The 22,857-nt window shown below is 48.2% G+C and carries 20 protein-coding genes and 2 riboswitches; of the genes, 15 read left to right on the forward strand and 5 right to left on the reverse strand.

Features of this window, described 5'->3' with window-relative positions; genetic code table 11:
- Positions 1-34 precede the first annotated feature (34 nt).
- Positions 35-159, forward strand: a riboswitch (glycine riboswitch).
- 4 nt (positions 160-163) lie between these two features.
- A riboswitch (glycine riboswitch) is annotated at positions 164-299 on the forward strand.
- Positions 300-412: 113 nt separating this feature from the next.
- Together sdaAB and sdaAA are read left to right on the forward strand one after the other, a co-directional pair.
- Positions 413-1,102, forward strand: a complete 690-nt coding sequence (sdaAB, locus tag ABTV53_RS01880) for an L-serine ammonia-lyase, iron-sulfur-dependent subunit beta (protein WP_433749983.1) — start codon at positions 413-415, stop codon at positions 1,100-1,102.
- Positions 1,092-2,069 (forward strand): L-serine ammonia-lyase, iron-sulfur-dependent, subunit alpha, encoded by a 978-nt coding sequence (gene sdaAA, locus ABTV53_RS01885; protein WP_433749985.1) that lies wholly within the window; start codon positions 1,092-1,094, stop codon positions 2,067-2,069. The genes sdaAB and sdaAA overlap by 11 nt, the downstream gene beginning before the upstream one ends.
- Positions 2,070-2,239: 170 nt before the next feature.
- Here sdaAA and ABTV53_RS01890 read toward each other — a convergent pair whose 3' ends face one another.
- On the reverse strand, positions 2,240-4,000 hold the full coding sequence (locus tag ABTV53_RS01890; protein ID WP_433749988.1) for an alpha-glycosidase: 1,761 nt from the start codon (positions 3,998-4,000) through the stop codon (positions 2,240-2,242).
- Between the two features lie 224 nt (positions 4,001-4,224).
- On the opposite strand from ABTV53_RS01890, the gene ABTV53_RS01895 reads away from it, so the two are divergent.
- From ABTV53_RS01895 to ABTV53_RS01915, 5 genes are all read left to right on the forward strand, one after another.
- Positions 4,225-4,908 (forward strand): response regulator transcription factor, encoded by a 684-nt coding sequence (locus ABTV53_RS01895; RefSeq protein WP_433749990.1) that lies wholly within the window; start codon positions 4,225-4,227, stop codon positions 4,906-4,908.
- A 26-nt stretch (positions 4,909-4,934) separates the two neighbouring features.
- Positions 4,935-6,470 (forward strand): HAMP domain-containing sensor histidine kinase, encoded by a 1,536-nt coding sequence (locus ABTV53_RS01900; RefSeq protein ID WP_433749993.1) that lies wholly within the window; start codon positions 4,935-4,937, stop codon positions 6,468-6,470.
- 85 nt (positions 6,471-6,555) lie between these two features.
- Positions 6,556-7,470 (forward strand): ABC transporter ATP-binding protein, encoded by a 915-nt coding sequence (locus tag ABTV53_RS01905; protein WP_433749996.1) that lies wholly within the window; start codon positions 6,556-6,558, stop codon positions 7,468-7,470.
- On the forward strand, positions 7,467-8,183 hold the full coding sequence (locus ABTV53_RS01910; RefSeq protein ID WP_433749998.1) for an ABC transporter permease: 717 nt from the start codon (positions 7,467-7,469) through the stop codon (positions 8,181-8,183). The genes ABTV53_RS01905 and ABTV53_RS01910 overlap by 4 nt, the downstream gene beginning before the upstream one ends.
- A 1-nt stretch (position 8,184) precedes the next feature.
- On the forward strand, positions 8,185-8,919 hold the full coding sequence (locus tag ABTV53_RS01915) for an ABC transporter permease (RefSeq protein WP_433750000.1): 735 nt from the start codon (positions 8,185-8,187) through the stop codon (positions 8,917-8,919).
- 114 nt (positions 8,920-9,033) lie between these two features.
- On the opposite strand, the gene ABTV53_RS01920 is transcribed toward ABTV53_RS01915, so the two are convergent.
- On the reverse strand, positions 9,034-9,273 hold the full coding sequence (locus ABTV53_RS01920; protein ID WP_433750002.1) for a hypothetical protein: 240 nt from the start codon (positions 9,271-9,273) through the stop codon (positions 9,034-9,036).
- Between the two features lie 376 nt (positions 9,274-9,649).
- Here ABTV53_RS01920 and ABTV53_RS01925 point away from each other — a divergent pair, with 376 nt between their 5' ends.
- On the forward strand, positions 9,650-12,358 hold the full coding sequence (locus tag ABTV53_RS01925) for a PAS domain S-box protein (RefSeq protein WP_433750005.1): 2,709 nt from the start codon (positions 9,650-9,652) through the stop codon (positions 12,356-12,358).
- A gap of 151 nt (positions 12,359-12,509) precedes the next feature.
- Here the strand turns inward: ABTV53_RS01925 and ABTV53_RS01930 are convergent, their stop codons facing one another.
- On the reverse strand, positions 12,510-13,463 hold the full coding sequence (locus ABTV53_RS01930) for an L-lactate dehydrogenase (RefSeq protein ID WP_433750008.1): 954 nt from the start codon (positions 13,461-13,463) through the stop codon (positions 12,510-12,512).
- A gap of 545 nt (positions 13,464-14,008) precedes the next feature.
- Here ABTV53_RS01930 and ABTV53_RS01935 point away from each other — a divergent pair.
- On the forward strand, positions 14,009-14,695 hold the full coding sequence (locus ABTV53_RS01935; RefSeq protein ID WP_433750010.1) for a hypothetical protein: 687 nt from the start codon (positions 14,009-14,011) through the stop codon (positions 14,693-14,695).
- Positions 14,696-14,831: 136 nt separating this feature from the next.
- Positions 14,832-15,653: a serine/threonine protein kinase gene (locus ABTV53_RS01940; protein ID WP_433750013.1), complete on the forward strand. Its 822-nt coding sequence runs from the start codon at positions 14,832-14,834 to the stop codon at positions 15,651-15,653.
- Positions 15,654-15,868: 215 nt separating this feature from the next.
- On the opposite strand, the gene ABTV53_RS01945 is transcribed toward ABTV53_RS01940, so the two are convergent.
- Complete coding sequence (locus ABTV53_RS01945) at positions 15,869-16,078, reverse strand: hypothetical protein (protein ID WP_433750016.1); 210 nt, start codon at positions 16,076-16,078, stop codon at positions 15,869-15,871.
- 207 nt (positions 16,079-16,285) lie between these two features.
- On the opposite strand from ABTV53_RS01945, the gene map reads away from it, so the two are divergent.
- Positions 16,286-17,032, forward strand: a complete 747-nt coding sequence (gene map / locus ABTV53_RS01950) for a type I methionyl aminopeptidase (protein ID WP_433750018.1) — start codon at positions 16,286-16,288, stop codon at positions 17,030-17,032.
- Positions 17,033-17,205: 173 nt separating this feature from the next.
- Positions 17,206-18,219: an NADP-dependent oxidoreductase gene (locus ABTV53_RS01955; protein WP_433750021.1), complete on the forward strand. Its 1,014-nt coding sequence runs from the start codon at positions 17,206-17,208 to the stop codon at positions 18,217-18,219.
- Between the two features lie 123 nt (positions 18,220-18,342).
- Here the strand turns inward: ABTV53_RS01955 and ABTV53_RS01960 are convergent, their stop codons facing one another.
- Positions 18,343-18,828, reverse strand: a complete 486-nt coding sequence (locus ABTV53_RS01960) for a CcdC family protein (protein ID WP_339298992.1) — start codon at positions 18,826-18,828, stop codon at positions 18,343-18,345.
- A gap of 217 nt (positions 18,829-19,045) precedes the next feature.
- On the opposite strand from ABTV53_RS01960, the gene ABTV53_RS01965 reads away from it, so the two are divergent.
- The 3 genes from ABTV53_RS01965 to ABTV53_RS01975 are packed head-to-tail and all read left to right on the forward strand — an operon-like array spanning position 19,046 to position 22,807.
- Positions 19,046-20,200 (forward strand): HEAT repeat domain-containing protein, encoded by a 1,155-nt coding sequence (locus ABTV53_RS01965; RefSeq protein ID WP_433750024.1) that lies wholly within the window; start codon positions 19,046-19,048, stop codon positions 20,198-20,200.
- The gene (locus tag ABTV53_RS01970; RefSeq protein ID WP_433750027.1) at positions 20,181-21,623 is read left to right on the forward strand and encodes a glycosyltransferase family 2 protein; all 1,443 of its coding nucleotides are present in this window, start codon (positions 20,181-20,183) and stop codon (positions 21,621-21,623) included. The genes ABTV53_RS01965 and ABTV53_RS01970 overlap by 20 nt, the downstream gene beginning before the upstream one ends.
- Positions 21,624-21,676: 53 nt before the next feature.
- Positions 21,677-22,807, forward strand: coding sequence for a hypothetical protein (locus ABTV53_RS01975; protein ID WP_433750030.1), 1,131 nt, complete (start codon positions 21,677-21,679; stop codon positions 22,805-22,807).
- Positions 22,808-22,857 lie beyond the last annotated feature (50 nt).

Below are 22,857 nucleotides of genomic sequence, written 5' to 3' on the forward strand. Positions count from 1 at the left end.
CGAGTGATCGAACAGGATATTACTATACAGCGGATGATAACGAGCGGGAGAGACCTGGGTTAGCCGAGCAAAATGGCTAGAGTTCAGGCACCGAAGGAGCAAGCTGCTGCGCACCCGGCGCAGTGGTTAATCTCTCAGGTAAATGTACCATCGTTGGACGCAGCTCTGGAGAGTGCGCGAACTGCGCCACCCAAGGGGTATATGATCAGTGAGCCTGGTGACCTTGTCTGTAATCACAGGCAATGCACCTTGTCGAGAGACACTGCTGATCGTGAAACTCTCAGGTATCGAGGACAGAGAGAGGGCCTTTGGGTCTTCTTCTGTCCTTTTTTGATGTCATCATTCAGTAAAAAAGGAACATTAAGGCATGGAATCTGGATGTAAATGACGAATACAATTGGAGGGTTACAAGGTGCGATTTAAAGATGTTTTCTCAATTATTGGGCCGTCGATGACGGGGCCTTCAAGTTCACATACAGCTGGAGCAGCAAGGCTGGGAAGAATTGCTCGTCAGTGGTTAGGTTGTACGCCTGAACGTGCCCGGCTGACGCTCTACGGTTCATTCGCTGATACGTATCAGGGGCACGGAACAGATCTGGCACTGATCGGTGGTCTGCTGGATTATGTTACAGACGATCCGCGTATCCCCGATGCAGAGCAATACGCAGAGGAAGCGGGTATGGAGGTTGAATTCTATACAAGCGGCCTGCCTGCTCCTCATCCAAATACCGTCAAAATTGAATTGTGGCATGGAGAACGAGCCTGCTCCTTGATCGGTGCATCCATTGGTGGTGGTAGTGTATCGGTGCATGCGATGAATGATTTTCGTGTTCAAATTAGTGGTGAGTTTCCGACACTTGTTCTGCGACATGCAGACAAAGCAGGGGTGCTTGCATCGGTAACGTCCACGATCAGTTCATCCGGGGTTAACATCGGGTATATGCAAGTGGATCGGAAAGCCCGTGATGGCGAAGCACTTACTGCGATGGAGATGGACGGCGTGCCTAATCCTGATATGCTCAAGCGTCTAAAGGAGCTGGACCATGTGCTGGACATTCGTGTTATCGATTTGAAGAGAGGAGTTGATTCGGATGCGATTTAAACATTTACACGAGCTGAATACGATCTGTACAGCGGAATCCAAAACGATTGCTAAGCTGATGATTGAGGAGCAGGTTCAGGAGACCAATACACCGGAAGCGGATGTTGTGAAGCAGATGTCTGAATATTATCAGGTGATGAAGGAAGCGGTACGTAAAGGGTTAACGGAAGATACAACATCACGCAGTGGATTAACGGGTGGAGACGGTAAAAAAATGGCCGAGTACATTCGCAAGGGTGAGACTTGCTCAGGAGATGCTTCCGCACTTGCCATGGCGTACGCCCTGTGTGTATCTGAAGTGAATGCCTCCATGGGCCGCATTGTAGCAACACCAACAGCCGGTTCCTGCGGCATTATCCCGGGTGTGTTTATCAGCTCACAGGAGCGGTTTGGCTGGACGGACGAACACTTGGTGAACGGCTTGTTCTGTGCGGGAGCGATTGGTTATGTCATTGCGAACAATTCATTTATCTCCGGGGCCGAAGGTGGTTGTCAGGCGGAAGTGGGTTCCGCGATTGGCATGGCGGCGGGAGCCATGGTTGAACTGCGTGGAGGTACACCGGAACAGGTGGTTCATGCCGTTGGTTTGGCGCTAAAAAATACACTGGGCCTTATCTGCGATCCGGTCGCAGGCCTCGTTGAAATTCCATGCATCGTCCGTAACGGACTGGGTGCAGTTACAGCGCTGGCTGCGGCTGACATGGCCCTGGCCGGAGTGCGAAGTGCCATTCCGTCAGATGAAGTTATCGACGTCATGCTGGAAGTAGGCAGTGCGATGCCGAGCCGCCACCGGGAGACGGCCCAAGGCGGACTGGCCCAGACACCAACGGGCCGTAAAATGATGCAAAAGCTGGCTAAACCGAAGGCAAAACGTGCCGAGCCTGAGCAGGAGTCGAAGCCAGCGGATTCTGACACAACTACAAGTGGGACGGACAATGCTCAAGTGGACACGGATACTCAGGTTTAGCTGAACAGGACCACTGAGATATTGTCAGTGACATTATAGTGTATAACGGCGATATAAAAACAAGCGTCCGCGAACCCGAATCGGGCTCTGCAGGACGCTTGTTTAATGCCGCCAAATGATGTGAAGCTGGAACGCATGTATATGACTTCAGATGTATGAGTATGATGAGCCTAGTCCTGACTCACATCCGTACTCAGTACGGCATAACCATATGCCGGCAATTCTATAGAGAGTACGCCATCTTCCTTGGCGGTACGATGGTTTCCGCCAAACAGCTCAGTCCATTCCTCGTCACCAGCCTCCAGCTCGACAATAGCCGTCTCTTCCGAGCGATTGAAAAGAATCAGAATGCGTTCCTCCTCATTTTGCCGCTCAAATACCAGTTGGCCGCCCTCGGGGCGAGCCTGCAGGAAACGAACGGTGCCTTCTGCACGCAAGGCAGGATGAGCATGACGCAGGGAGATCAGTTTCTGATAAAAGTCGAACAGCTCACGGTCCTGCTTCACTTCATCCCATTCCATGCATTTACGGCAGCCCGGATCATGTTCGCCGTCCATGCCAATCTCGTCTCCGTAATAGATGCACGGAGCGCCCATGTAACTGAACTGGAATAGCGCAGCCAGCTTCATCTTGCGCTGGTCACCCTCACACAGCGTGAGCAGCCGCGGGGTATCGTGGCTGTCCAGCAGGTTGAACGCCACTTCGCTGGCCTGAAGCGGATAGCGGGATAACTGCCGACCAATGGAGTTGGCGAACTGCTCGGCGTGCATCGTATTTTTTACAAAGAAAGCATTCACGGCATCGGTAAACGGATAGTTCATGGACGCATCGAACTGGTCGCCTTGCAGCCAGGCAGAGGACTCATTCCATACTTCGCCCAGAATATAGGCATCCGGATTGGCGGCTTTGACTACACGGCGGAAATCACGCCAGAAGGCATCATCCACTTCGTCTGCGACATCCAGCCGCCATCCGTCCGCACCCACTTCCTTGATCCAGTACTCGGCAACCTCCAGCAGATAGGCCTTCACCTCGGCATTCTCCGTATTAAGCTTTGGCATGTGCGCTTCAAATCCGAAGGTCTCATACGTTGGAATGCCGTCCTTCACGTCCAGCGGGTATTCGTGTACATGGAACCAGTCCTTGTATTTGGATTGTTCTCCGTTCTTCTGTACATCCACAAACGGCGCAAATGTCTTTCCGGAATGGTTGAACACAGCATCCAGTAGTACGCGAATTCCACGTGTATGGCACAGCTCGACCAGTCGTTTCACGGTATCTGCGTCACCAAAGTGCCGATCTACCCGCAGGTAGTCTTCGGTATCGTATTTGTGATTGGTGGTGGCTTCAAAGATGGGTGTGAAGTAGATCGCATTAATGCCAAGATCACTGATGTAATCCAGATGGTCTATCACGCCCTGAAGGTCACCGCCGAAGAAATTGAAAGGTGTTGGCTCGCCACCCCACGGCTCCACTTTTTCCGGACTAATATCAGGGTTGCCATTCGCGAATCGTTCGGGAAAAATCTGATAGAACACTGCATCCTTAACCCAAGCAGGGGGGGTGAATACAGCTCCAGCGTGAATATAAGGGAACTGGAACATCCGACCCGGATCGTCCGGTTCTTCTTCCTGGAAGTCCGTCTCGGTCATCCAGATCTGTTCGTCGCCGCTTTTGAGTAGAAAAGAGTACTTGAGTCGGTGGTAGGGAGGTTTCACCTCTCCCTCGTAATAATCGAACATGGAGTCAGAGGTGAACTTCGTTAAGGGAACCAGCGCTTTGGTTGCATCCCACGCATATTTATCCCCGGTCAAGGCATGTACCTCGGTCAGATCATTCTTTTTGGCACGCACACGCAGATGAATTGTATCTTGGTCATAGGCATAGGCCCAGTTCCGTTTCGGTTGATGATAGATGGCTTCCAGCAGCATAATGAATTTCCTCCCGTCAGGTGTAGAAGTGGTATGTACTTGGTAGACTTGATGGATATGACGTTACCCAAGTGAATGGATAAGCTATAATTAGAATGCGTGGGAACGAAGAGACTTCAACATTTCAACAAGACATGAATTCATTTGTTATAGGCAACTTATATCATTATTATGCTCAGATATATCATTAACCCAATGGGGACAGAAAGGAAACGAATATTCGGATGAAAACCAAACTGTTATATATTGAAGATGATACGGAAATTGCGACATGGGTCAGAGCCGATCTGGAGGAGCGCGGTTATGAGGTGATATGGCTCGGAAGTGGTGAAGGTGCAGCGGAGGCTACTGTCGGTTGCTCACTCATTATTCTGGATGTCATGCTGCCCGGGCTGGATGGATTTACGGTGGGCCAGCGACTGAAAAAAGAACATCCCGCCGTGCCCATTGTCATGCTCTCGGCCAGAACGTCCATTGACGACAAGTTGCACGGTCTTGATTTTGCCGATGACTATGTGACCAAACCATTTCACCCCGATGAACTGGCTGCCCGGATTGAAGTACAACTGCGTAAGGCAGGAACAGCGGTATCCACGGATGCTGCCCTGAAGCTGGATCATCTCTCCATCTATGAGAAGGACAACCGGATCGTCAATGAGGAGACGGGAGATGAGATTATTTTATCGGGAAAACAGTTCCATATCTTCGCCTACCTGCTAAGACATATGGGAATGATTCGAACCAAAGAGCAGATCTATGAAGCCGTCTGGAACGAGCCCTATCTGGATGGGGACAAAACTTTGATGGTACATATTCGGCATCTGCGCGAAAAGCTGGAGCTTGATCCGGCCAATCCGGTCGTTATTCAGACGGTCCGCGGTGTGGGATATCGTGTGAAGAAGCCATGATCCGGTGGTTCAGAGAAAGGAAGATCATGAAGGAAGAACGGAAGGTAGAACGAGGCATGGATCAAAAGCAATCCGGGCGGCGCAAGCTACGCTTTGGACGGTCCTTGATGTCCAGATACATCATCCTGATTCTGGCGGCAGTATTATTCGTGCCCGTCGTTCTTCCGATCATATCCATTCTATATGTTGTCGTAGTGAATAACACGAATCCGAATCAAGCGGCACCTTATGGTGACGTTACCCGAATCAGTAACCTCTGGTCGCGTGAAGCAGAGAAGCTGGATGGAGCTTCGGATGAAGAGATTAAGGACCGGCTGGAGCAATTACATGCATCGTATCCCAAATCCTCCATGTACCGTGTGAATGCGAGCGGTGATACGGTCTTTATTCTTGGTGGTGAAGATGTAACGCTGCTGGAATCCACGTCGCCGGATGGCCTGACAGACACGACATTGAGATGGTCACTGGATTCCGGGGAAACCGCAGAGACCCGAATTCCAGCCTTGTGGAATGTGAACAATACGGTGCAATTCATGAAAGAGGCTTCCTTTCGCGATCCGCTGACGGTCGTTGCATATATTGGCGGGGCTGAACAGGACAAAGGACAGGGCTTCATGATCATTGAAGTGCCGCGATCCCTTCTGCAAATGAATCAGAGTAACTGGCCAATGGAACTTTTATATCTTGGCGTTGTCATGATTATCATCTTCATGATTTTCATTCTTATGTCGATTCTCTTCTTCGCGCGCATTCGCAAACGACTTATTCGTTTGCAGACGGCCATGATGACCACCGGCAAGGAAGGCCTCCCGCTTCCGGTAGATATCCGCCGATCAGACGAGATTGGTCAACTGGAAGAATCCTTCAATCAGATGGTGCATCAACTGTCCGACAGCCGCCACCGTGAACGCGAGGAAGAACAATTGCGCAAACGTCTCATTGCGGGGCTTTCCCACGATCTCCGTACCCCGCTAACGGTGATTCGTGGACATATGCATGCTTTGCACAAGGAAGAGCTGAGCGAGCAAGGTGACCGTTCATTACATCGTATGGAAGCGAAGATGGAGGACCTCGGCGGGCTCATTGACAACATGTTATCCTACAATTTGCTCACGAGTGGGAAATATACACTGAAGCTGGAAGAGAAAGATATACTGCGGATCGTCAGGGAAACGGCGGCGGCCTGGTACCCGGTCTGGGAGAAAGAGCAATTCGATATTGATATTGACCTCCCGGAGGAACCGCTGATCTGGCATATGGATGAACAGGGCATGCGTCGTATTCTTGATAATTTGTTCCAGAACGTGATCCGTCATGCCGCCAGCGGGAAATATATTGGGATATCAACCCAGGAGATTCAGGGTGAGACGGCCATCGTTATTCAGGATCGGGGTCCGGGAATGCAACAGGACTCCGACACCAAAGGCACAGGTCTGGGCTTATCCATTGTAGACCTGTTGATCCGTGAGATGGGTCTGCGCAAGCGGGTAGACAGTTCCGATACGGGTGTCCAGACATATATCTACAGTGGTAAGGGAAACATGGAAACAATAAACCGCTAAAACAGCTTTTTTAAACTAAACTTAAACTGGAGACTACTTTGGCTTTAACCTTGGAAGGTTACGATAGTTCCGAGGTGATCATACAGTGAGTGAAAATATTATTCAAACGGCGAATTTATGGAAAACATACCGGGACCGTGCAGCGGTCCGTGAACTTGATCTGCATATTAAAAAGGGAGATATCTACGGCTTCCTCGGTCCCAACGGTGCCGGTAAAACAACAACGATTCGCATGCTTCTCGGCTTGATTAAACCAACCAAAGGCGTGATCCGTGTCTTCGACAAAGATATCCGCAAGGATCGCATGGATATTTTGAGACGAGTGGGTTCCTTGGTCGAATACCCGTCCTATTACGGACATCTGAACGCAGTAGAGAATCTGGAAACTTTGCGTCGTATCATCAATGTACCGAAATCAAGAATTGCTGAAGTGCTGTCCATTGTAGATCTGACCAAGGATGCCAAACGTTCAGTGAAGGGGTATTCCCTTGGGATGAAGCAACGTCTGGGTATTGCCAGCGCTTTGCTGGGTGAACCGGAACTGCTGATTCTGGACGAACCAACGAATGGGCTTGATCCTGCCGGTATTCAGGAGATTCGGGAACTGATCAAACGCATGCCTTTGGAACATGGCATTACCGTTCTGGTTTCCAGCCACTTGCTGAGTGAAGTCGAACAGATGGCAAGTCGTGTTGGTATTATCCGTGACGGCAAGATGGTGCTTCAAGATACCATCGCAAGTCTGCATAGTCAGACGGGTAGCTCTATCCGGTTAACGGTTTCCGAGCCAGAAGAGGCTATGAAGCTGGCGAGAGAACAGGGACAATTTGGTCAGCAACAAGGTTCTGCGTTAACGTTTCCTTATATGGATAACAGTTCAGTGGCACTGCTTGTACGCCGATTAATTGAGCAGGATCATGATGTGTATCGTGTAGAGGAACAGCGTCAGTCGCTGGAAGATCTGTTCATGCGGGTCATTGGCGAGGGGGCTTCCATATGACCGGGCGTGCATTATCGTCAGATTGGCTCAAGATTCGAGGGAAAGGAATTTGGTTTCTCATCTTTCTGGCCCCTCTTGGATTAACAGCGATGCAGGCGCTTAATTTTGGCTTACGGCTGGACTATCTGAAGGAGCAGTATGCCGATAACCTGTGGGGTGGATTGTTGGGCAATGTGGTTGTCTTTGTGCCGTTGTCCCTCATGTTGGGAGCAACCATTCTCAGCTCCATGATTGCTAATGTTGAGCATGAACAGGGATCATGGAAACAGTTGCTTGCGATGCCGATTCCACGGCCAGCCGTGTATCTGGCCAAGTTCTTGCTTGCCTGTCTGCTACTGGTGATCTCCTGCCTGTTGCTAACCGCAGGCATTGTGGGTCTGGGGCTGATCCTTGGATTCCATGCCAGCGAAATACCTTGGACACATGCGATCAAGCTGGGGCTATTGCCTTTGGCTGGTGCACTTCCGGTGTTGTCACTGGAGTTGTGGCTTACGATGGTTAACAAGAATCAGGCGCTTCCCGTCACCCTGGGCATCGTTCTCGCGATAACGGGTATGTTCTCACTCAGTATCTCACCGATCTTTCCGCTCGCATGGGCACAGATGGCCTGGAATGGGCCTAATCCATACCTGTATGCAGGCATGGGGGCAGGTCTAGGGTTATTAATCCTGTTGCTGGGCATGGTGCATTTTAGCCGGAAGGATGTGGCCTGATATGAGCTTTGCGACTACGTACTTCCGAATTTTGTCCGCTGAACGATTGAAAATGGGCAAGTCACCCATATGGCTCCTGATTCTGCTGAGTCCACTCATTGCGCTGCTCATCGGATTGTTGTCCACACCATCAGGGAATTGGCAGGTATTGATGGGCACCATGGTTTTCCTGCACGGATTGCTATTGTTACCGATGCTGACTGGCGTGTTTACGTCCTTTGTCTGCCGTTTCGAACATGCAGGTGGAGGGTGGAAGCAGATGCTGGTTTTACCGCTCACACGATCAGGCGTATATGCAGGCAAATTAACGATTGTACTCATGCTTCTGGCGTGTACGCAAGCATTGTTGCTGATATCCATTCTGCTGGCAGGGTTGATTCATGGCATTACGATGCAGATACCCTGGGGATTCCTGGTGGGCAAACTACTGCTGGGGTTGCTGGCCTGTGTACCACTGGCTGCCCTCCAGATGTTCGTTTCATTGGTGTGGAGCAGCTTTGCCGCACCGCTCGCACTGAATTTTGCACTGACCATACCGAATATTCTCATTGTAAACTCGGCGACATATGGGCCGTATTATCCATGGGCACAACCTATGATTCTGATGACACCCGTGGACGGCGGAGGTTTCGGAGCCTACAACGTGCCACTGATGACGATGTTGACGGTTGTTGGAGGCAGTGCAGTTATTTTCATTGGAATCGGCATGATGTATTTTGCCAAAAAAGAAATCTGAATAATTAGATATAAGCCTGGTTATTGTAAGACCAAGATCCTCTTTAAGCAAAACATGCAAAGTTCTATTGTATGTAGGCTTGAGGGGTTTTTTTTCTAATGTCTGACCCAACCGTCATGAATGGTCAGCTCGCGAATGATTTTGGCTGGCGCGTGCGCCTTTAACCACGGTTAGCTGGGTTCCCCAAGGTTTACCTATGATGTTAAGTCGCTTTCCCACCTGTAAATCCCCACGTTTATTTAGATATACTTTGCTCCTGATTCGTGGCAGCAGGCCCATTGAGGGCTGTATTTTACCAAAAATGCTCAAGCCTCTTAGTTTGCCATAGGCAATTTTTACTCTGTTGGGCAGCATGATTCATTCATCCTCTCCGTCATTGAAAAATCGTTTTTTAAAGATTATAGCCTTTTTGATACAAAATGTATCGTTAATTTTACGCCGAGGCTTCGGAAGAGCGGATTATCTCTCTTTTTATGATAAACTTTGCTACAGGCGTGATTCGGGCAGAAACAACTGACTTGAACTAATTAATTTCCAAGTATTACATGACACATCATGTGAATTGAATCATAGATTATAAGCAAAATGAGACGGGAATCTGGTAAAATAAAAAAAAGCTGTTTCTAGGCAGGCTTACATGGTTATTTCGAGGGTAGGCGCATTTCTATATTAAGGGATAATTAATCCCTGCTGTTAATGAAGATGTTGGCTGAGAAAAGAGGGGTAAGCCTTGGATAGTAATAAAACGGAAACCCTGAAGCGGATTATTTCTGAGGGAAGTTCTTACCAGTCATTGTTTTTTAACCACCCGGATGGCATTTATGTGATGGACATCCATGGAAACTATATTGATGCTAATCCCTCGGTAGAGCGGATATCAGGGTATACACTGGATGACTTGATTCGTATGAGGCAGAGTGAGATCTGTCCTCCGGACAGTGAAAATTCACGCAAACAATACATTAAAGAGGTATTGGCTGGACGTTCAGTCAGTAATTCGATTACTTTTTATCATAAAGATGGTTCCCTGAAACATGCAGAGATAACGTATGTGCCTATAACGGAGGGAAAAGAAGTCGTAGGAATCTATGGCATTGCCAAAGATGTAACCGATATCCTGGAAGTGCAACGTGAGCTTAAGGAGGCACAGAAGAAATATCAGGTGCTGGCTGACCATGCACAAGATTTGATTACAACTTGTGCTACGGATGGCGAGTTGTTATACGTTTCCCCTTCCGTGTACACCCTGCTGGGTTATAAGCCGGATGAAGTCATAGGAAAGTCCTTCAAGGATTATTGTTATCCGGGAGATTATCCGGACCCTATGGATCTTTCCAAGATCGGCAATGGCTGCAAGATGCGTGTGTTGCACAAGAGGGGCCATTATATCTGGATGGAGACATTGGCGAAGCCTGTGGCTGGAGAGTCTGGCAAGAGTGTCCAGATTGTGAGCATCAGCAGGGATATTACCCAGCATAAGGATGCGGACCGACGTCTTCGAGAAAGTCGTCAACGATACAGATCGTTGTTCGAACATAACCCGGCAGCTGTGTATTCATTGAATCTGGAAGGTAAATACAGCTCAGTGAATAGCAAACTGGTGCAAATGTTGGATATTTCGCGCAATAAGCTTATTGGCCAATCTTTTTTATCCAATCTGGATAAATGTGAAGTGCAATACGGCAAACGTTATTTTGAAATGGTGAAACAAGGCGAACCACAATATTATGAGACCCAAATCGTCAATTCAAGTGGTCGGAAGATTGAAGTATCTGTTACGAATGTACCCATTATTGTGGATAAGGAAATGGTAGGCGTCTATGGGATTGTGTCCGATATTACCGAGCGCAAGGAATATACGGAACGGATTCAGGAGCTTAGCAAGCAACACGAGCTGATTCTCAACACGGTTACGGAAGGAATATATGGTTTGGATGCAGATGGAATCACCATGTTTATGAATCCTGCAGCAGCATCAATGTTCGGTTATGAGGCGAAAGAATTCATCGGCAAAAACTCACATCCCATTATCCATCATACCCGTGCAGACGGAAGTCATTTCCCACAAGAAGAGTGCCCAATCCACATGACTGTGTTGGATGGGCAAAGACGTTCAATTAAGGAAGATGTATTCTGGCGTAAAGATGGCAGCAGCTTTCTGGTGCAGTATCAGGTGACGCCGATTATTGAACAGGGACAGATTCAGGGCGCGGTGGTTGTGTTCAATGATGTGACTGGCGAACGTGAAATTGTACGTGCCAAAGAAACAGCTGAGCTGGCAGCTCAGGCCAAGTCAGAATTTCTGTCGATGATTAGCCATGAGATCCGGACCCCAATGAACGGGATCGTGGGGATGACAGAATTGTTGATTGGTACCGATTTATCGGAAGAACAGCGTGAATATGCCGAGATTATTCAAGACAGCGGCGATGCTCTGCTGAATATCCTTAATGATATTTTGGACTTCAGTAAGCTGGAATCCGGGAAAATGGCACTTGCTTATGAACCATTTGCATTACGCAAGATGCTGGAACAGGTTGCCGAACTGTTTAAACCACGTGCAGATGAGAAACATCTGGAGATCAGATATCGTCTCAATCCAAGCATCCCTGAGTTCATGGTCGGTGACGCCATACGTATCCGGCAGATTCTGGTGAACTTGGTTGGCAATGCGCTTAAGTTCACAGATCAGGGAAGCATTGATGTTACCGTGGATATTATCAAGGGCAGAAAGCCTGAAGACAGCGTTCTTGATTTTGCGGTGCAAGACACGGGGATTGGCATCCCGGCTGACAAGCTGGATCAATTGTTTCAGTCCTTCTCTCAACTACACCCGGTGATTAACCGGAAGTATGGTGGTACCGGACTGGGACTGGTCATCTCCAAGCGACTCGTGGAGATCATGGGAGGCAGTATCAGTGTCGAGAGTATAGAAGGGGAAGGTTCGACCTTCCGATTTGCTGTTCCGGCGGCGAGTGTAGATGCTTCAGCTGAACAGACAGCAAGTCAGTTCCATCATGATCGTACACGTCAGAGTGACAAGGTCGCCATGCGTATTCTGGTGGCGGAGGATCATCCAGTGAACCGCAAGATTTTGCGAGAATATCTGGAGAAACTCGGATACCAGGCAGATGTGTGTACTAATGGTGTGGAGGCAATTGATGCCATCTCTCAGAATGCTTATGATATTGTTCTGATGGATATTCATATGCCGGTGATGGATGGGCTTAAGGCGACTGACCTGTTACACCGCCTAATTCCACAGGATCGCATACCTCCAATTATCGCAGTTACAGGCAATGCCAAACGTGAAGATAAGGAAGCTTGTCTGGAGATTGGTATGCGTGATTTTATTAGCAAACCGGTTATGCTGAGTGAGTTGAAGAGGGTGTTACAGCAATGGGGGCCAAGGGACGAACCTCAACTTGCACCGAATTGAACAACGACCTTTTAATGATAACGATGTAGCTGTGAAAAATAAACACAAACACGCCAATAATCCTCCTCAGATGGAGTGTTATTGGCGTGTTTGCATTGACAGGCTTTTGTAGTTGAGCCGAAGTATACGAAATGAGCTCTATACGAATGAGTTAGGCCAAAGTCAGACGATTGATATTACCGGCTAGAATTTCACAGGAGTTATTGAACTTCTGGCGTTCCGCTTCATCCAGATTCAATTCGATAATCTCTTGAATGCCGTCTCCACCGATAATGGCAGGAACGCCGACGCAGACGTTGTGTTGCTCGTACTCTCCGTCCAGAATAGCTGATACGGCGATGATCTTGTGTTCATCATTGAGAATGGAACGGGTAATGTGCGCGAGGGCGTTGCCAATTCCGAATTGAGTAGAGCCTTTACGGGTAAAGATCTCCCAGCCGGCATCTTTCGTTTTGCGTGCAATATCATCCAGATCCAGATGTTTGAAGCGCTCCTTGTGCTGATCCATAATGTGCATAATTGGTTTGCCGCCGATGGTCACATGTGACCAGGCCACGAACTGGGATTCTCCATGCTCCCCGAGAGCATAACCATGCACACTGCGTGGATCAATGGAGAAGACCTCAGACAGCAGTGTTTTGAGACGTGAAGAGTCAATGGAGGTCCCAGTGCCGATGACATGTTCACGCGGCAGGCCGGATAATTTCCATACCATATAAGTTACTATGTCAACCGGATTGGCAGCGACGACAAAAATCCCGTTAAATCCACTGTTCATGATGGGGACTACGATGTCTTTGGCAATCGACTCCGCTTCCTCCAAAATATCCAGCCGTGTCTGTCCCGGCTTGGGATTCGCACCGGCAGTTAAGATAATAACATCCATATTGCCGCAATCCGCGTACGTTCCTGCATATACTTTGGTGCGGTTATGTGTGAAGTCCATACAATGGGAAAAATCCAGTGCCTGTGCTACAGCACGGTCATACGTACGGTCCACCATCATTATTTCCCTGCATATCGATTGATTAATCATGGAATACGCACAACTTGAACCGACAAGACCTGCCCCGATCACCGCTACTTTGCCTGATTTGCCTAACACTGCCGTTCAGCCCCCATTTAGATTGATATTTATCCGTTACTAATGCGTCCTATGTTAAGTATAGTCCTTTATTATATGCTGGAATGCACTTCTACGTTACATAAGATAACACATGGAAAAGCTGTGCAGCAATGATATCCGCTATCGCGGGAGCGTATTGGAGTAACGGAGTTAACAAAATTGACATGAATAATTCATATTCACATGATTTGACGGCGTTTGCATCTGTATCATTCGACATGACAGCATTCATGCTCGTTGTCGGATTGGGGTTTATTTGTGCGAATCATATACCTGACAAAACTTCTTAGGAATCCGCAGAAACAGAACAAAACCGCCAAAGGGATCTGCCGGGAAGCTGACGAATACATACGGACAAGCAAAAGATTAGCATACTTGATCCATAAGACAGGTTGCCCCGATCCGATGACGGTTCCAAAGAGGAACGCTGAAGCCATAATGTTCTTATCCAAGAATCAATTTCATAACTCACTAAAGGTATTATGAAATTGATTCCCAAAAGACTTCATTCCGGGAGGGAATTAATGATGATTGAAGAAGCAGGAGCAACGACGGAAACGGCCAAGAGCCTGGGCATAGGTGCCAGTACTCTTCGTAAATATGCGGCGGCACTGGAAGAGCAGGGATACCGGTTCGAACGTTCCGCCAACAAATCCAGACTATTCAAGTCCGACGACATCGAGTGCATTGAACGCCTGATGACCGAACTCCGAGAGCATAATCTGCCCCTGGCTGATGCTGTGGTGACTGTATTGGCTCCAGAAGAACCTGTAGCTGCAGTAGAAGTAGATGTACAGGTGGTGGGAATTGAAGGTCTGTCAGAGACGGAATGTGCAGCGACAGTCATGTCATCTATACTCCCTGAAGAACCTGAAATAATGGGTAATCTGAGATCCTATGAAGGTCTGGGGCAACTGGTAAGTGAGGTGACTTATGGTGCTGTAGAACAACAGCAGGATGACCGGGTACAGCTGCTGCAACAGCGGGTCGATGAACTGGAGTTGACCCTTCAGCATCTGGCGGAGACACATATGGCGCTTCAGGAACAGATGGAAAAACAGCGTCTATGGATGAACGAGAAGCTGGAGGAAGAGCGGGATCGTGAACTCGTAACCAATCTGCGCAGTTTCCAGGGAAGAAAACGCAAACCAAAAGGAGTATCCCTGCGTATGTTGTTTGGGTTCCTGCCCAAGAAGCATAAGGAAGCTTGAGCAACAGGCATTTACCCATCGTGATTTTACAGTATCGGCTTGATATAATAAGCTCCATACAACATGAAGACTGGCAACGAACTGCTCAGTATAGATTAAAGACTGAGTGGATCAGGAAGCTGGCGTGGGAGGGTCTGTGGAGCTGCGACGAAGTTGGCAAAGATTGCTCGGATTATGGACGGATCGTCCTCGCCGGGAAGGCACGACCATTGCTGAGCGTTATACAATACAGGAATTGCTGGGTATGGGGAGCTATGGGCTGACATACCTGTGTACAGATGACCAGAACGGCAGGGAAGTGGCGTTGAAGGAGTCCAAACCTAGCAAGGGCAGACTCTCTGCGCACCTGTTGGAGCGGGAGGCGGACGTGATGAGACGTCTGCATCATCCGGCGATCCCTGATCTATTGGATGTGTTCACATCCGGGAGACGAAGTTATATCGTTACCGAGTATATTCGTGGACAGACTCTGGAAGATTGCATATTTGAGCAAGGTCTTCAATATACGGAGCGGGAATGTCTGGAATTGGCAGGTCAACTGCTGGCTCCGGTGGCTCATGTACATGAGCAGGGATATATTCATGGAGATGTGCGGATTCCCAATGTTATTTTACGTGAAGGGACGGTGCATCTGATTGACTTTGGCCTGGCGAGACGCTTGGGGGAGCCGTTGTTGCCGGAGCTGAAGCGACGTATGCGTGAAGTCCCTGAGCCTGAAGATGAGCGGGCTACACCGGATCATGATCTGCAGGATATCGGCCACTTTCTTCTCTTTATGCTGTATTCGGCTTATGAGCCAGAGAAGGGCCGCGAACCCGCCAGCTGGCAGGATGAACTTAAGCTTACGCCTGAATTGCACCAGATGCTGGAGCGACTCCTTGGACTCCGTCCAGGTTATGAAGGCGGAGCGACGGAGTTACAGGCAGAAATTGAGAATGTGTTGCTGAAATTACAATGAAATAAGCTCTATAGGCGGACCTATATTTGTTATCCGTGACCTCTTCGTACGATATCTATAGGGGTCTTTTTCCTCTTTGCTATAGAAACAATAAAGGGGTGTTCTGTTATCCGTAAGTACGGCTAATAGAGCACCCCTTTATTACATATTCATTTATTGTAGCGTCTAATAAGCTGGTGTTATCATTGCTCTTTAAAAGCAGTCGTGTGAGCCGCTTAGCTGGAGCTATATTTCCTGCTTTTGTAATACCCGGAGCCACTGCGACTGTCCCGGTATTTCACATCTGAAGAAGAATAGCGTTTGTAGGAACGCTTGCCTGAGGAACTGCTGTGACGTTTATATGAGCGCCTGTACGAGGAGCTGTAACGTTTGCGGTGAGATGAAGATTTGGAATCGATAAGTTTGCCAATAATCTTTTTGAACATGAGCTTTCACCCTTTCGACTTCAACTGTTTTAACCATATACGTGGCCAGATCAGAAGGGGTTTCGAGTTTTTCATGGATAATTGTATTCATTGGACAAGAGCTTGGCGTATAATAGGGTGTTGCTGATTGCACGGAATTTTTTATTTTGAACGTTTAGCGTTACAATAGAGGACAGGATAAGATTTTAACGGACAGGAGTAGTTATTATGATTACATTGAAGACCAAAGAACAGATTGAATATATGAAAAAAGCCGGAGAAATTCTCGCCGCATGCCATAGAGAAATTGCAAAGATAATTCGTCCAGGCATTACGACACAGGAGATCGACCAGTTCGCAGAGGCTTTTATGAAGAAAAATGGCGCTACGCCGGAACAAAAGGGATATAACGGATACCAATATGCGACATGTGCGTCGGTTAATGATGTGATCTGTCACGGGTTCCCGGGAAAATATGCACTGAAAGACGGCGATATCGTTACCATCGACATGGTGGTTAATCTGAATGGCTGGCTGGCGGATTCGGCCTGGTCATATGCTGTAGGTGAAGTAACTCCGGAAGCACAACATCTGCTGGATGTAACCAAAAACTCTCTGTACAAAGGCATTGAACTTGCCGTGGTGGGCAACCGGATCGGAGATATCTCCAATGCGATTCAAGTGTATGCAGAAGGTGAAGGCCTATCGGTCGTGCGTGAGTTTATCGGACACGGCATTGGTGAGAAGATGCATGAGGAACCACAGGTCCCTCACTACGGTCCGCCTCATCGGGGTCCGCGTCTCAAGGAAGGTATGGTTATTACGATCGAACCGATGCTGAATATTGGTACGTTCCGAAGTAAGCTGGATTCAGATGGATGGACTGCGCGTACTATGGATGGAAGTCTGTCTGCCCAGTATGAACATACGATTGCGATTACGGCGGATGGTCCAGTGATTTTGACAGCACAATAATAGCCAAAAGCAGCACAATGTGACGATATTTGCATATTTCGAGGCGGCCCACGTTTGTGATCCGCCTGTTTCGGTTTAAACTAATAAGAAGTGATAACACAGAGCCAGTGGTAAGTGATCTCAGCTGACAAGGGTTAACCTTGCGTCCACTTGGCAACAAGGAGGTAATTTTGGTGTCTGTAAATAAACAGATCGTACTTGCGTCTCGTCCCGAAGGTGCCCCTTCCAGAGAGAATTTCAACTTCATTGATGCACCTCTTCCTGAACCGGAAGCTGGGCAAGTTCTGGTACGTACATTATATTTGTCGGTCGATCCGTACATGCGGGGCCGCATGAAAGATACAAAATCCTATGCTGCACCGTACGCGTTAAATGAAGTGATCAAGGGTGGAGCCATTGGACAGGTTGTGGAATCTTCGGAACCCAATCTGCGCAAAGGAGATCTCGTATCCGGCATGTGGGGTTGGCAGCAATATGCCGCAGTGAATACAACGGATCTTTCGCTGATTGATACCGAAGAGGCACCAATCACGGCATACCTGGGTGCGCTGGGCCTGACGGGGCTGACGGCTTATTTCGGTATGGAGGACATCGGCAAACCGAAGGACGGCGAAACGGTCGTTGTATCGGGAGCAGCCGGAGCGGTAGGCATGATTGCAGGTCAGATTGGTAAAATTGTGGGGGCACGCGTGGTTGGCATTGCAGGCTCTGATGAGAAATGCGCGTATTTGAAAGAAAAGCTGGGCTTCGACGTGGTGTTGAACTACAAGAAGGAGAAGGATATGTCAGCGGCCATTGAACGGGCTTGCCCGGATGGCGTGGATGTCTATTTTGACAATGTGGGCGGTGACATCTCGGATGCAGTCTTGCGCCACATCAATCGGAATGCACGTATTCCGTTATGCGGTCAGATCTCATCCTATAATCTGGAGAAACCGGATATCGGGATGCGACCACAGACGTTGCTGTTAACGAATACAGCATTAATGAAAGGTTTCCTGCTGGGTGACTATACGAAATCCTTCAAGGAAGGCCGCGCCAAGTTGGCGAAATGGATCAAGGAAGGTCATATCCAGTATGAAGAAAACATTGTGGACGGGTTCGAACGGACGCCGGAAGCATTCATGGGTCTCTTCTCGGGAGATAATCTGGGCAAGCAACTGGTTAAGGTTGCAGATCCTGAATAGATAGATATCGAATGGTCTACATGTACAAATAGGTTGGACACGAAAAGACACGTTCTGCACACCGAGTGTGCAGCAGAACGTGTCTTTTTATCTGTAAATCTGTGCGTGGTCTATGTAGGGTGACTAGTGTTCGGCGACCAGCACTTCTTTGTAATGTTTGTACATATATACACGCCAGCGTACAATCATGCCAAAAGCCAGCAGGAAGAACAATCCGCCTGTTTGCGGAATGCTTACATATCGCTGGATGACTTCATGCAGAATCAGGCGTACCGCCAGCAATCCAAGCAAAATGAATGCAAAGCTGCGAGAACGTGTGGCGAAAATTTCTTCACCTACTCGTTCAAACCGTGTACTGCGAATAAGTGGATAGGAGAAGAGGAACCAGCCCACCAGAAACGCAATGAATGCCCAGAGTAGAGGAACATGTGTTGCCGGTACAACAAACATGAGAAATCCTGTGCTCATACCGAGCGGAGGAATAAGGATTTTACGAATGGTCACCGGTCTGTGACTGGCTTTCAAGCGGATGAAGATGGCAAGCAGTGCCATGACGAGCATGCCCACGGTTGCTCCGATTTGCAGGTAGTACGGACTGATTTGAGCCACGTAGAACTCCCTCTTTCTGGAATAATATGTTATCCGGAGATCCGGAACCCAGTACGAATTGCCGGAATTTTCAGTTCCTATTATATCACAAACGCAGAAAGCCGATAGAAAGCTTAGTGTATCATATACCCGATATGTATTCACAGGGTGTATTTGAAAATTTTGTATTATTGTGCCCGTTGTAAGGCCGTTTATTCGATTAAGGGGAAATCACGCAATGATTGGACAACTATGGATGGATATTAAGCTGATCGGTTCACATCATGCAGGGTGGCTTGCAGGTAATACAGATTGGTTAGTACATGTGGTCAGCTTGATCTGTGCAAGTGTACTGTTTCTTTTGCTGGTTATCTACGGTTATATCTTATGGTTGAAATATAACAGCAGACGCAGGGAAAAGGTTAAGACAGCACTAGTGCAGCAATTACTTGCAGAGGGCTCGGATGTACAACGATACCTTAATCATGGAGGAATTAGCGTAGAATTACTGTCTATGAGTGGAAATCAAAAGATCGTGTTGCAGCAGGTGTTATTGCAACGGCTCGCTCAAGGTCCGGCAGAGCATGAGATTCTGCGAATTCGTCTGTTATCCTGGCAAGTCTTTGGAGGTTCATACCGGTCGGTACTGAAGACGGGAAAGTGGAGCCAGCGAGTGAACACGTTATTATATATTGAACAGTTTCATATGGTGGAGTTTCTGCCCAGTTTAGAGAATATGCTGCGGGTTAGCTCATGTACCCTACTTGAACGCTTCATCATTTTGCGCATATATGCCAGAAATGGCTATTTCAGAATCGTTAAGGAATTGATGCGGGAGCAAAATGTATTATCCGACTCGCAGTATTTGCAAATTTTGTTACTGCTTGCCGAATCATCCTGGACTCGTCTGAAGGATCATTTCAAGGATGTACCTTATCAGGTTCAGTCTACTATCGTCCATGCCATTCGTATTCGGGATGATCAGACGGATGGTGCTGTTGCTCTACTGGAGAAGCTCATTCTTGGGAACGATGCGCAGCTGCGCACTTGCTCTTATCAGGCATTGGCTCAAGTGGGCAGAGGTCGTGAAGATATGCTGGAGGGGTTACTGCTGGTATGGAACGAATCTGGTGAGGAAAGGCAACGCTCTGAAAGACTAACAGTGACCCAGCTCATGGGCACTGTTCATGCGGATGCTTTTATTCCTCGCCTGAAGGTAATGATGGGTGATCCTTCTTTTCAGATCAGACAGGAAGCGGCGAACTCCCTATCCCGTTACGAGCAAGGACTTGAAGAACTCCGGGAGACGGCTGTAAACCATCCGGATAGATATGCAAGGCAGATAGCGGAAGAAACGCTGGAAAGGATGCAGTATGGACGAAAGATGGATTGAGATGCTGCGGAGTTTTGTTTTGGCATGTTACGAGGGTATATTTATCTATCTGGTGTTAGCGATTGTGATGTGCAGTGTTCTGGTAGTTGCTGCCGCTCGCACATTGATTCGCCAGAGGGAGCTGGACCCGTTGCAATATCATGAGATGTTGGATGAAGAACTGGCTCCTGCGGTATCCCTGCTTGTCCCGATGCGTAATAGCGAGAATACGATCGTACAGCGAATTAGCTGTCTGCTAAATATTCAATATGCACGCTATGAAGTGATTATCATTAATGATGGATCAGAGGATGGGACAATGACGCGTCTAAAGGAAACCTATGACCTGATGCCCATTCGGAGTAAAGTTCATTATTCGGGACTCGGCATGGAGACGGCTCAGATTAAATGTGTCTACCAATCCAGGCTGCATCATCATCTGATTGTAATCGACAAGGAATATGGAGGACGAATGGACTCCCTGAATGCAGGTCTGAATATCTCGCAATATCCTTATATCGCCTCTGTTGGCCCCTGGACAGTTCTGGAACGGGATGCATTGGTGAAGATTATGAAACCTGTTATGGATGCTCTCCCAGGAGAAGAGGTCGTTGCTTGTAGTGGACGAGTAGATCTCATGGCTCCCAGAAATACAGAACATACAGATTTAACGGGTAATAGCGCACGACTTACGGGCAGTACGTTGTATGTAATGCAGACCATTGAATACGTGCGTGCTTTTTTGATTGGTGGTGTGGGACTTGTTCGTTACAATATTAATGTGCTTTTATTTACGGCCCAAGTATTTGGTGTATTCAAAAAGAACCGGGTGATGGAAGTTGGTGGGTACAAGCGGAATGACCAGGTTGCTCACATGGAACTGGTAATGCGGTTGCAGAAACATATGAAGCGAACTCGGGAACGTGGTCGTATTATATATATTCCCGATCCGATCTGCAGGGTAGAAGTACCGGACACATGGCGTCAGCTGCGCGCACAGCGTACCCGATGGTATATGCAACTTGCGAGCAGTCTATGGGCCCAACGGAGCATGATTTTTAATCCAACCTATGGCTGGATGGGGATGGTATCCATCCCGTATTTTATTCTGATCGAATTGCTGGGACCTGTGATGGAGCTGGGAGCGATTTTGCTGTTCATCTCAGGCATAGGGCTACAGTTGGTGGATATTAACCTATGCATCATTATTGCTCTACTGCTGATGCTCTACGGTTCACTGTTGTCCGCAGGTATGGTAATGTTCGAAGTATGGTGTTCACGCAAAGCGTACACGTCCAGAGAGGTGACGCGTCTGTTATTGTATGCTTGTTCGGAGACATTCTGGTTCAGACCGCTGAACAATATATTCCGTATGTTTGGCATTTTGCAGGCTATGGGATTGAGGAAGGAAAAGGAGAAGGAGATCAGGAATGGATTGGGGTAATCTAACGGCAATCCTGGTATTACCTTGGAACAGAGCAAGGAGGAAGACGCTTCATGAAAAAAAGTTACAGGCCAGCCACGATGTGGACGCTGGCTTGTTGTACAGTGGTATCGGTGGTGCTGGTTGTCCCCTGGATTATGTGGCAATCCCAGGCCCCCGTTCCACTGAACATCATGATTATTGACAAGAGCAGACCGGACTTGTCCTATCAGGGGCACAAGGGGTTGGTCTGGCTTCTGAATCAGCAGAAGATTGTACAGCACACAGGGGAATACTACTCCTATGAAGAGGATTATTACGGCTATGACCTTCAGGACGGGCTTCCTCGGATGAAACGATTGCTGCCTGATGAGGTGACGGACACGGATCTGATCTATCTGACGGCGAATCGGAGCAGTCTGTCTGCACGGAAGAGTGAACGGAAACAAGACGGAATCTATGAAGGATTAACGATATATGATGTGCAGAAAATCCGCGAGGCTGCGTATAAAGGGGTAACGATTGTCGCCGAATACAGTGCATTGGCAAATACGGCTTCGAAGATGACCAAGGAGCAGCTATACCCCATCTTAGGTGTGGACAGCAGTGGATGGCAGGGGAAATCGGTATCTACTTTGCAAAGCATACAAGAAGTCCCCCGGTGGGTTCGGGCGAATTATGAGCAGCGGGAGAAGAAGAAATGGCCTTATTCCGGAGCGGGTATTCTGCTAGTTCATGTAGATGGGCGGGTCATAGTGTTGGAAAAAGGCCCGGATGTAAAGACAGGGAATGTACAGGTTGCATTCACACAGAAAGGCAGCGATTGGAGCGGCATAACCCAGGATATTCATTACAGTGGCTGGTTTGATATCATTCTGCCGCAACAGCGGGATTCCATATTGGCTTGGTATAAGACTGATTTGACGGAGACAGGCGAGCAGAAGCTGGTGGCTGCAGGAATTCCTGCTGAATTTGCTGCACTTGTCCGATATGAAGACTATAATCGCTCGTATTACTTGGCAGGGTCATTCGGAGAGATGAAGCATTATTCCTTCTGGCGCCGAATCCGGGGATGGGAGGTCGTCCGGTCCAAGCTTACGCCAGATCGGAAAGATATTCCTGACATGTTCTACTGGAAGGTGTACGTGCCAGTAATGAAGCATATTTTGAAGGAAGTGCAGGATGGACGGCAGCAATGGCCGTAGATAGGCTATCGAGAACCGTTTCGATGAAAGAGGGAAGAGAAAGTCCATTC

Source organism: Paenibacillus amylolyticus, assembly GCF_050990605.1.
Lineage (GTDB): Bacteria > Bacillota > Bacilli > Paenibacillales > Paenibacillaceae > Paenibacillus > Paenibacillus amylolyticus_H.

Excerpts from the sequence above, each read along its gene's own strand:
- ABTV53_RS01910 (WP_433749998.1), top strand. The coding sequence starts at position 7,467 with ATGACCGGGCGTGCATTATCGTCAGATTGGCTCAAGATTCGAGGGAAA.
- ABTV53_RS01965 (WP_433750024.1), top strand. The coding sequence starts at position 19,046 with ATGATTGGACAACTATGGATGGATATTAAGCTGATCGGTTCACATCAT.
- sdaAA (WP_433749985.1), top strand. The coding sequence starts at position 1,092 with ATGCGATTTAAACATTTACACGAGCTGAATACGATCTGTACAGCGGAA.
- map (WP_433750018.1), top strand. The coding sequence starts at position 16,286 with ATGATTACATTGAAGACCAAAGAACAGATTGAATATATGAAAAAAGCC.
- ABTV53_RS01895 (WP_433749990.1), top strand. The coding sequence starts at position 4,225 with ATGAAAACCAAACTGTTATATATTGAAGATGATACGGAAATTGCGACA.
- ABTV53_RS01975 (WP_433750030.1), top strand. The coding sequence starts at position 21,677 with ATGAAAAAAAGTTACAGGCCAGCCACGATGTGGACGCTGGCTTGTTGT.
- ABTV53_RS01920 (WP_433750002.1), bottom strand. The coding sequence starts at position 9,273 with ATGCTGCCCAACAGAGTAAAAATTGCCTATGGCAAACTAAGAGGCTTG.
- ABTV53_RS01935 (WP_433750010.1), top strand. The coding sequence starts at position 14,009 with ATGATGATTGAAGAAGCAGGAGCAACGACGGAAACGGCCAAGAGCCTG.
- ABTV53_RS01970 (WP_433750027.1), top strand. The coding sequence starts at position 20,181 with ATGGACGAAAGATGGATTGAGATGCTGCGGAGTTTTGTTTTGGCATGT.
- ABTV53_RS01915 (WP_433750000.1), top strand. The coding sequence starts at position 8,185 with ATGAGCTTTGCGACTACGTACTTCCGAATTTTGTCCGCTGAACGATTG.
- ABTV53_RS01945 (WP_433750016.1), bottom strand. The coding sequence starts at position 16,078 with ATGTTCAAAAAGATTATTGGCAAACTTATCGATTCCAAATCTTCATCT.
- ABTV53_RS01900 (WP_433749993.1), top strand. The coding sequence starts at position 4,935 with ATGAAGGAAGAACGGAAGGTAGAACGAGGCATGGATCAAAAGCAATCC.
- ABTV53_RS01890 (WP_433749988.1), bottom strand. The coding sequence starts at position 4,000 with ATGCTGCTGGAAGCCATCTATCATCAACCGAAACGGAACTGGGCCTAT.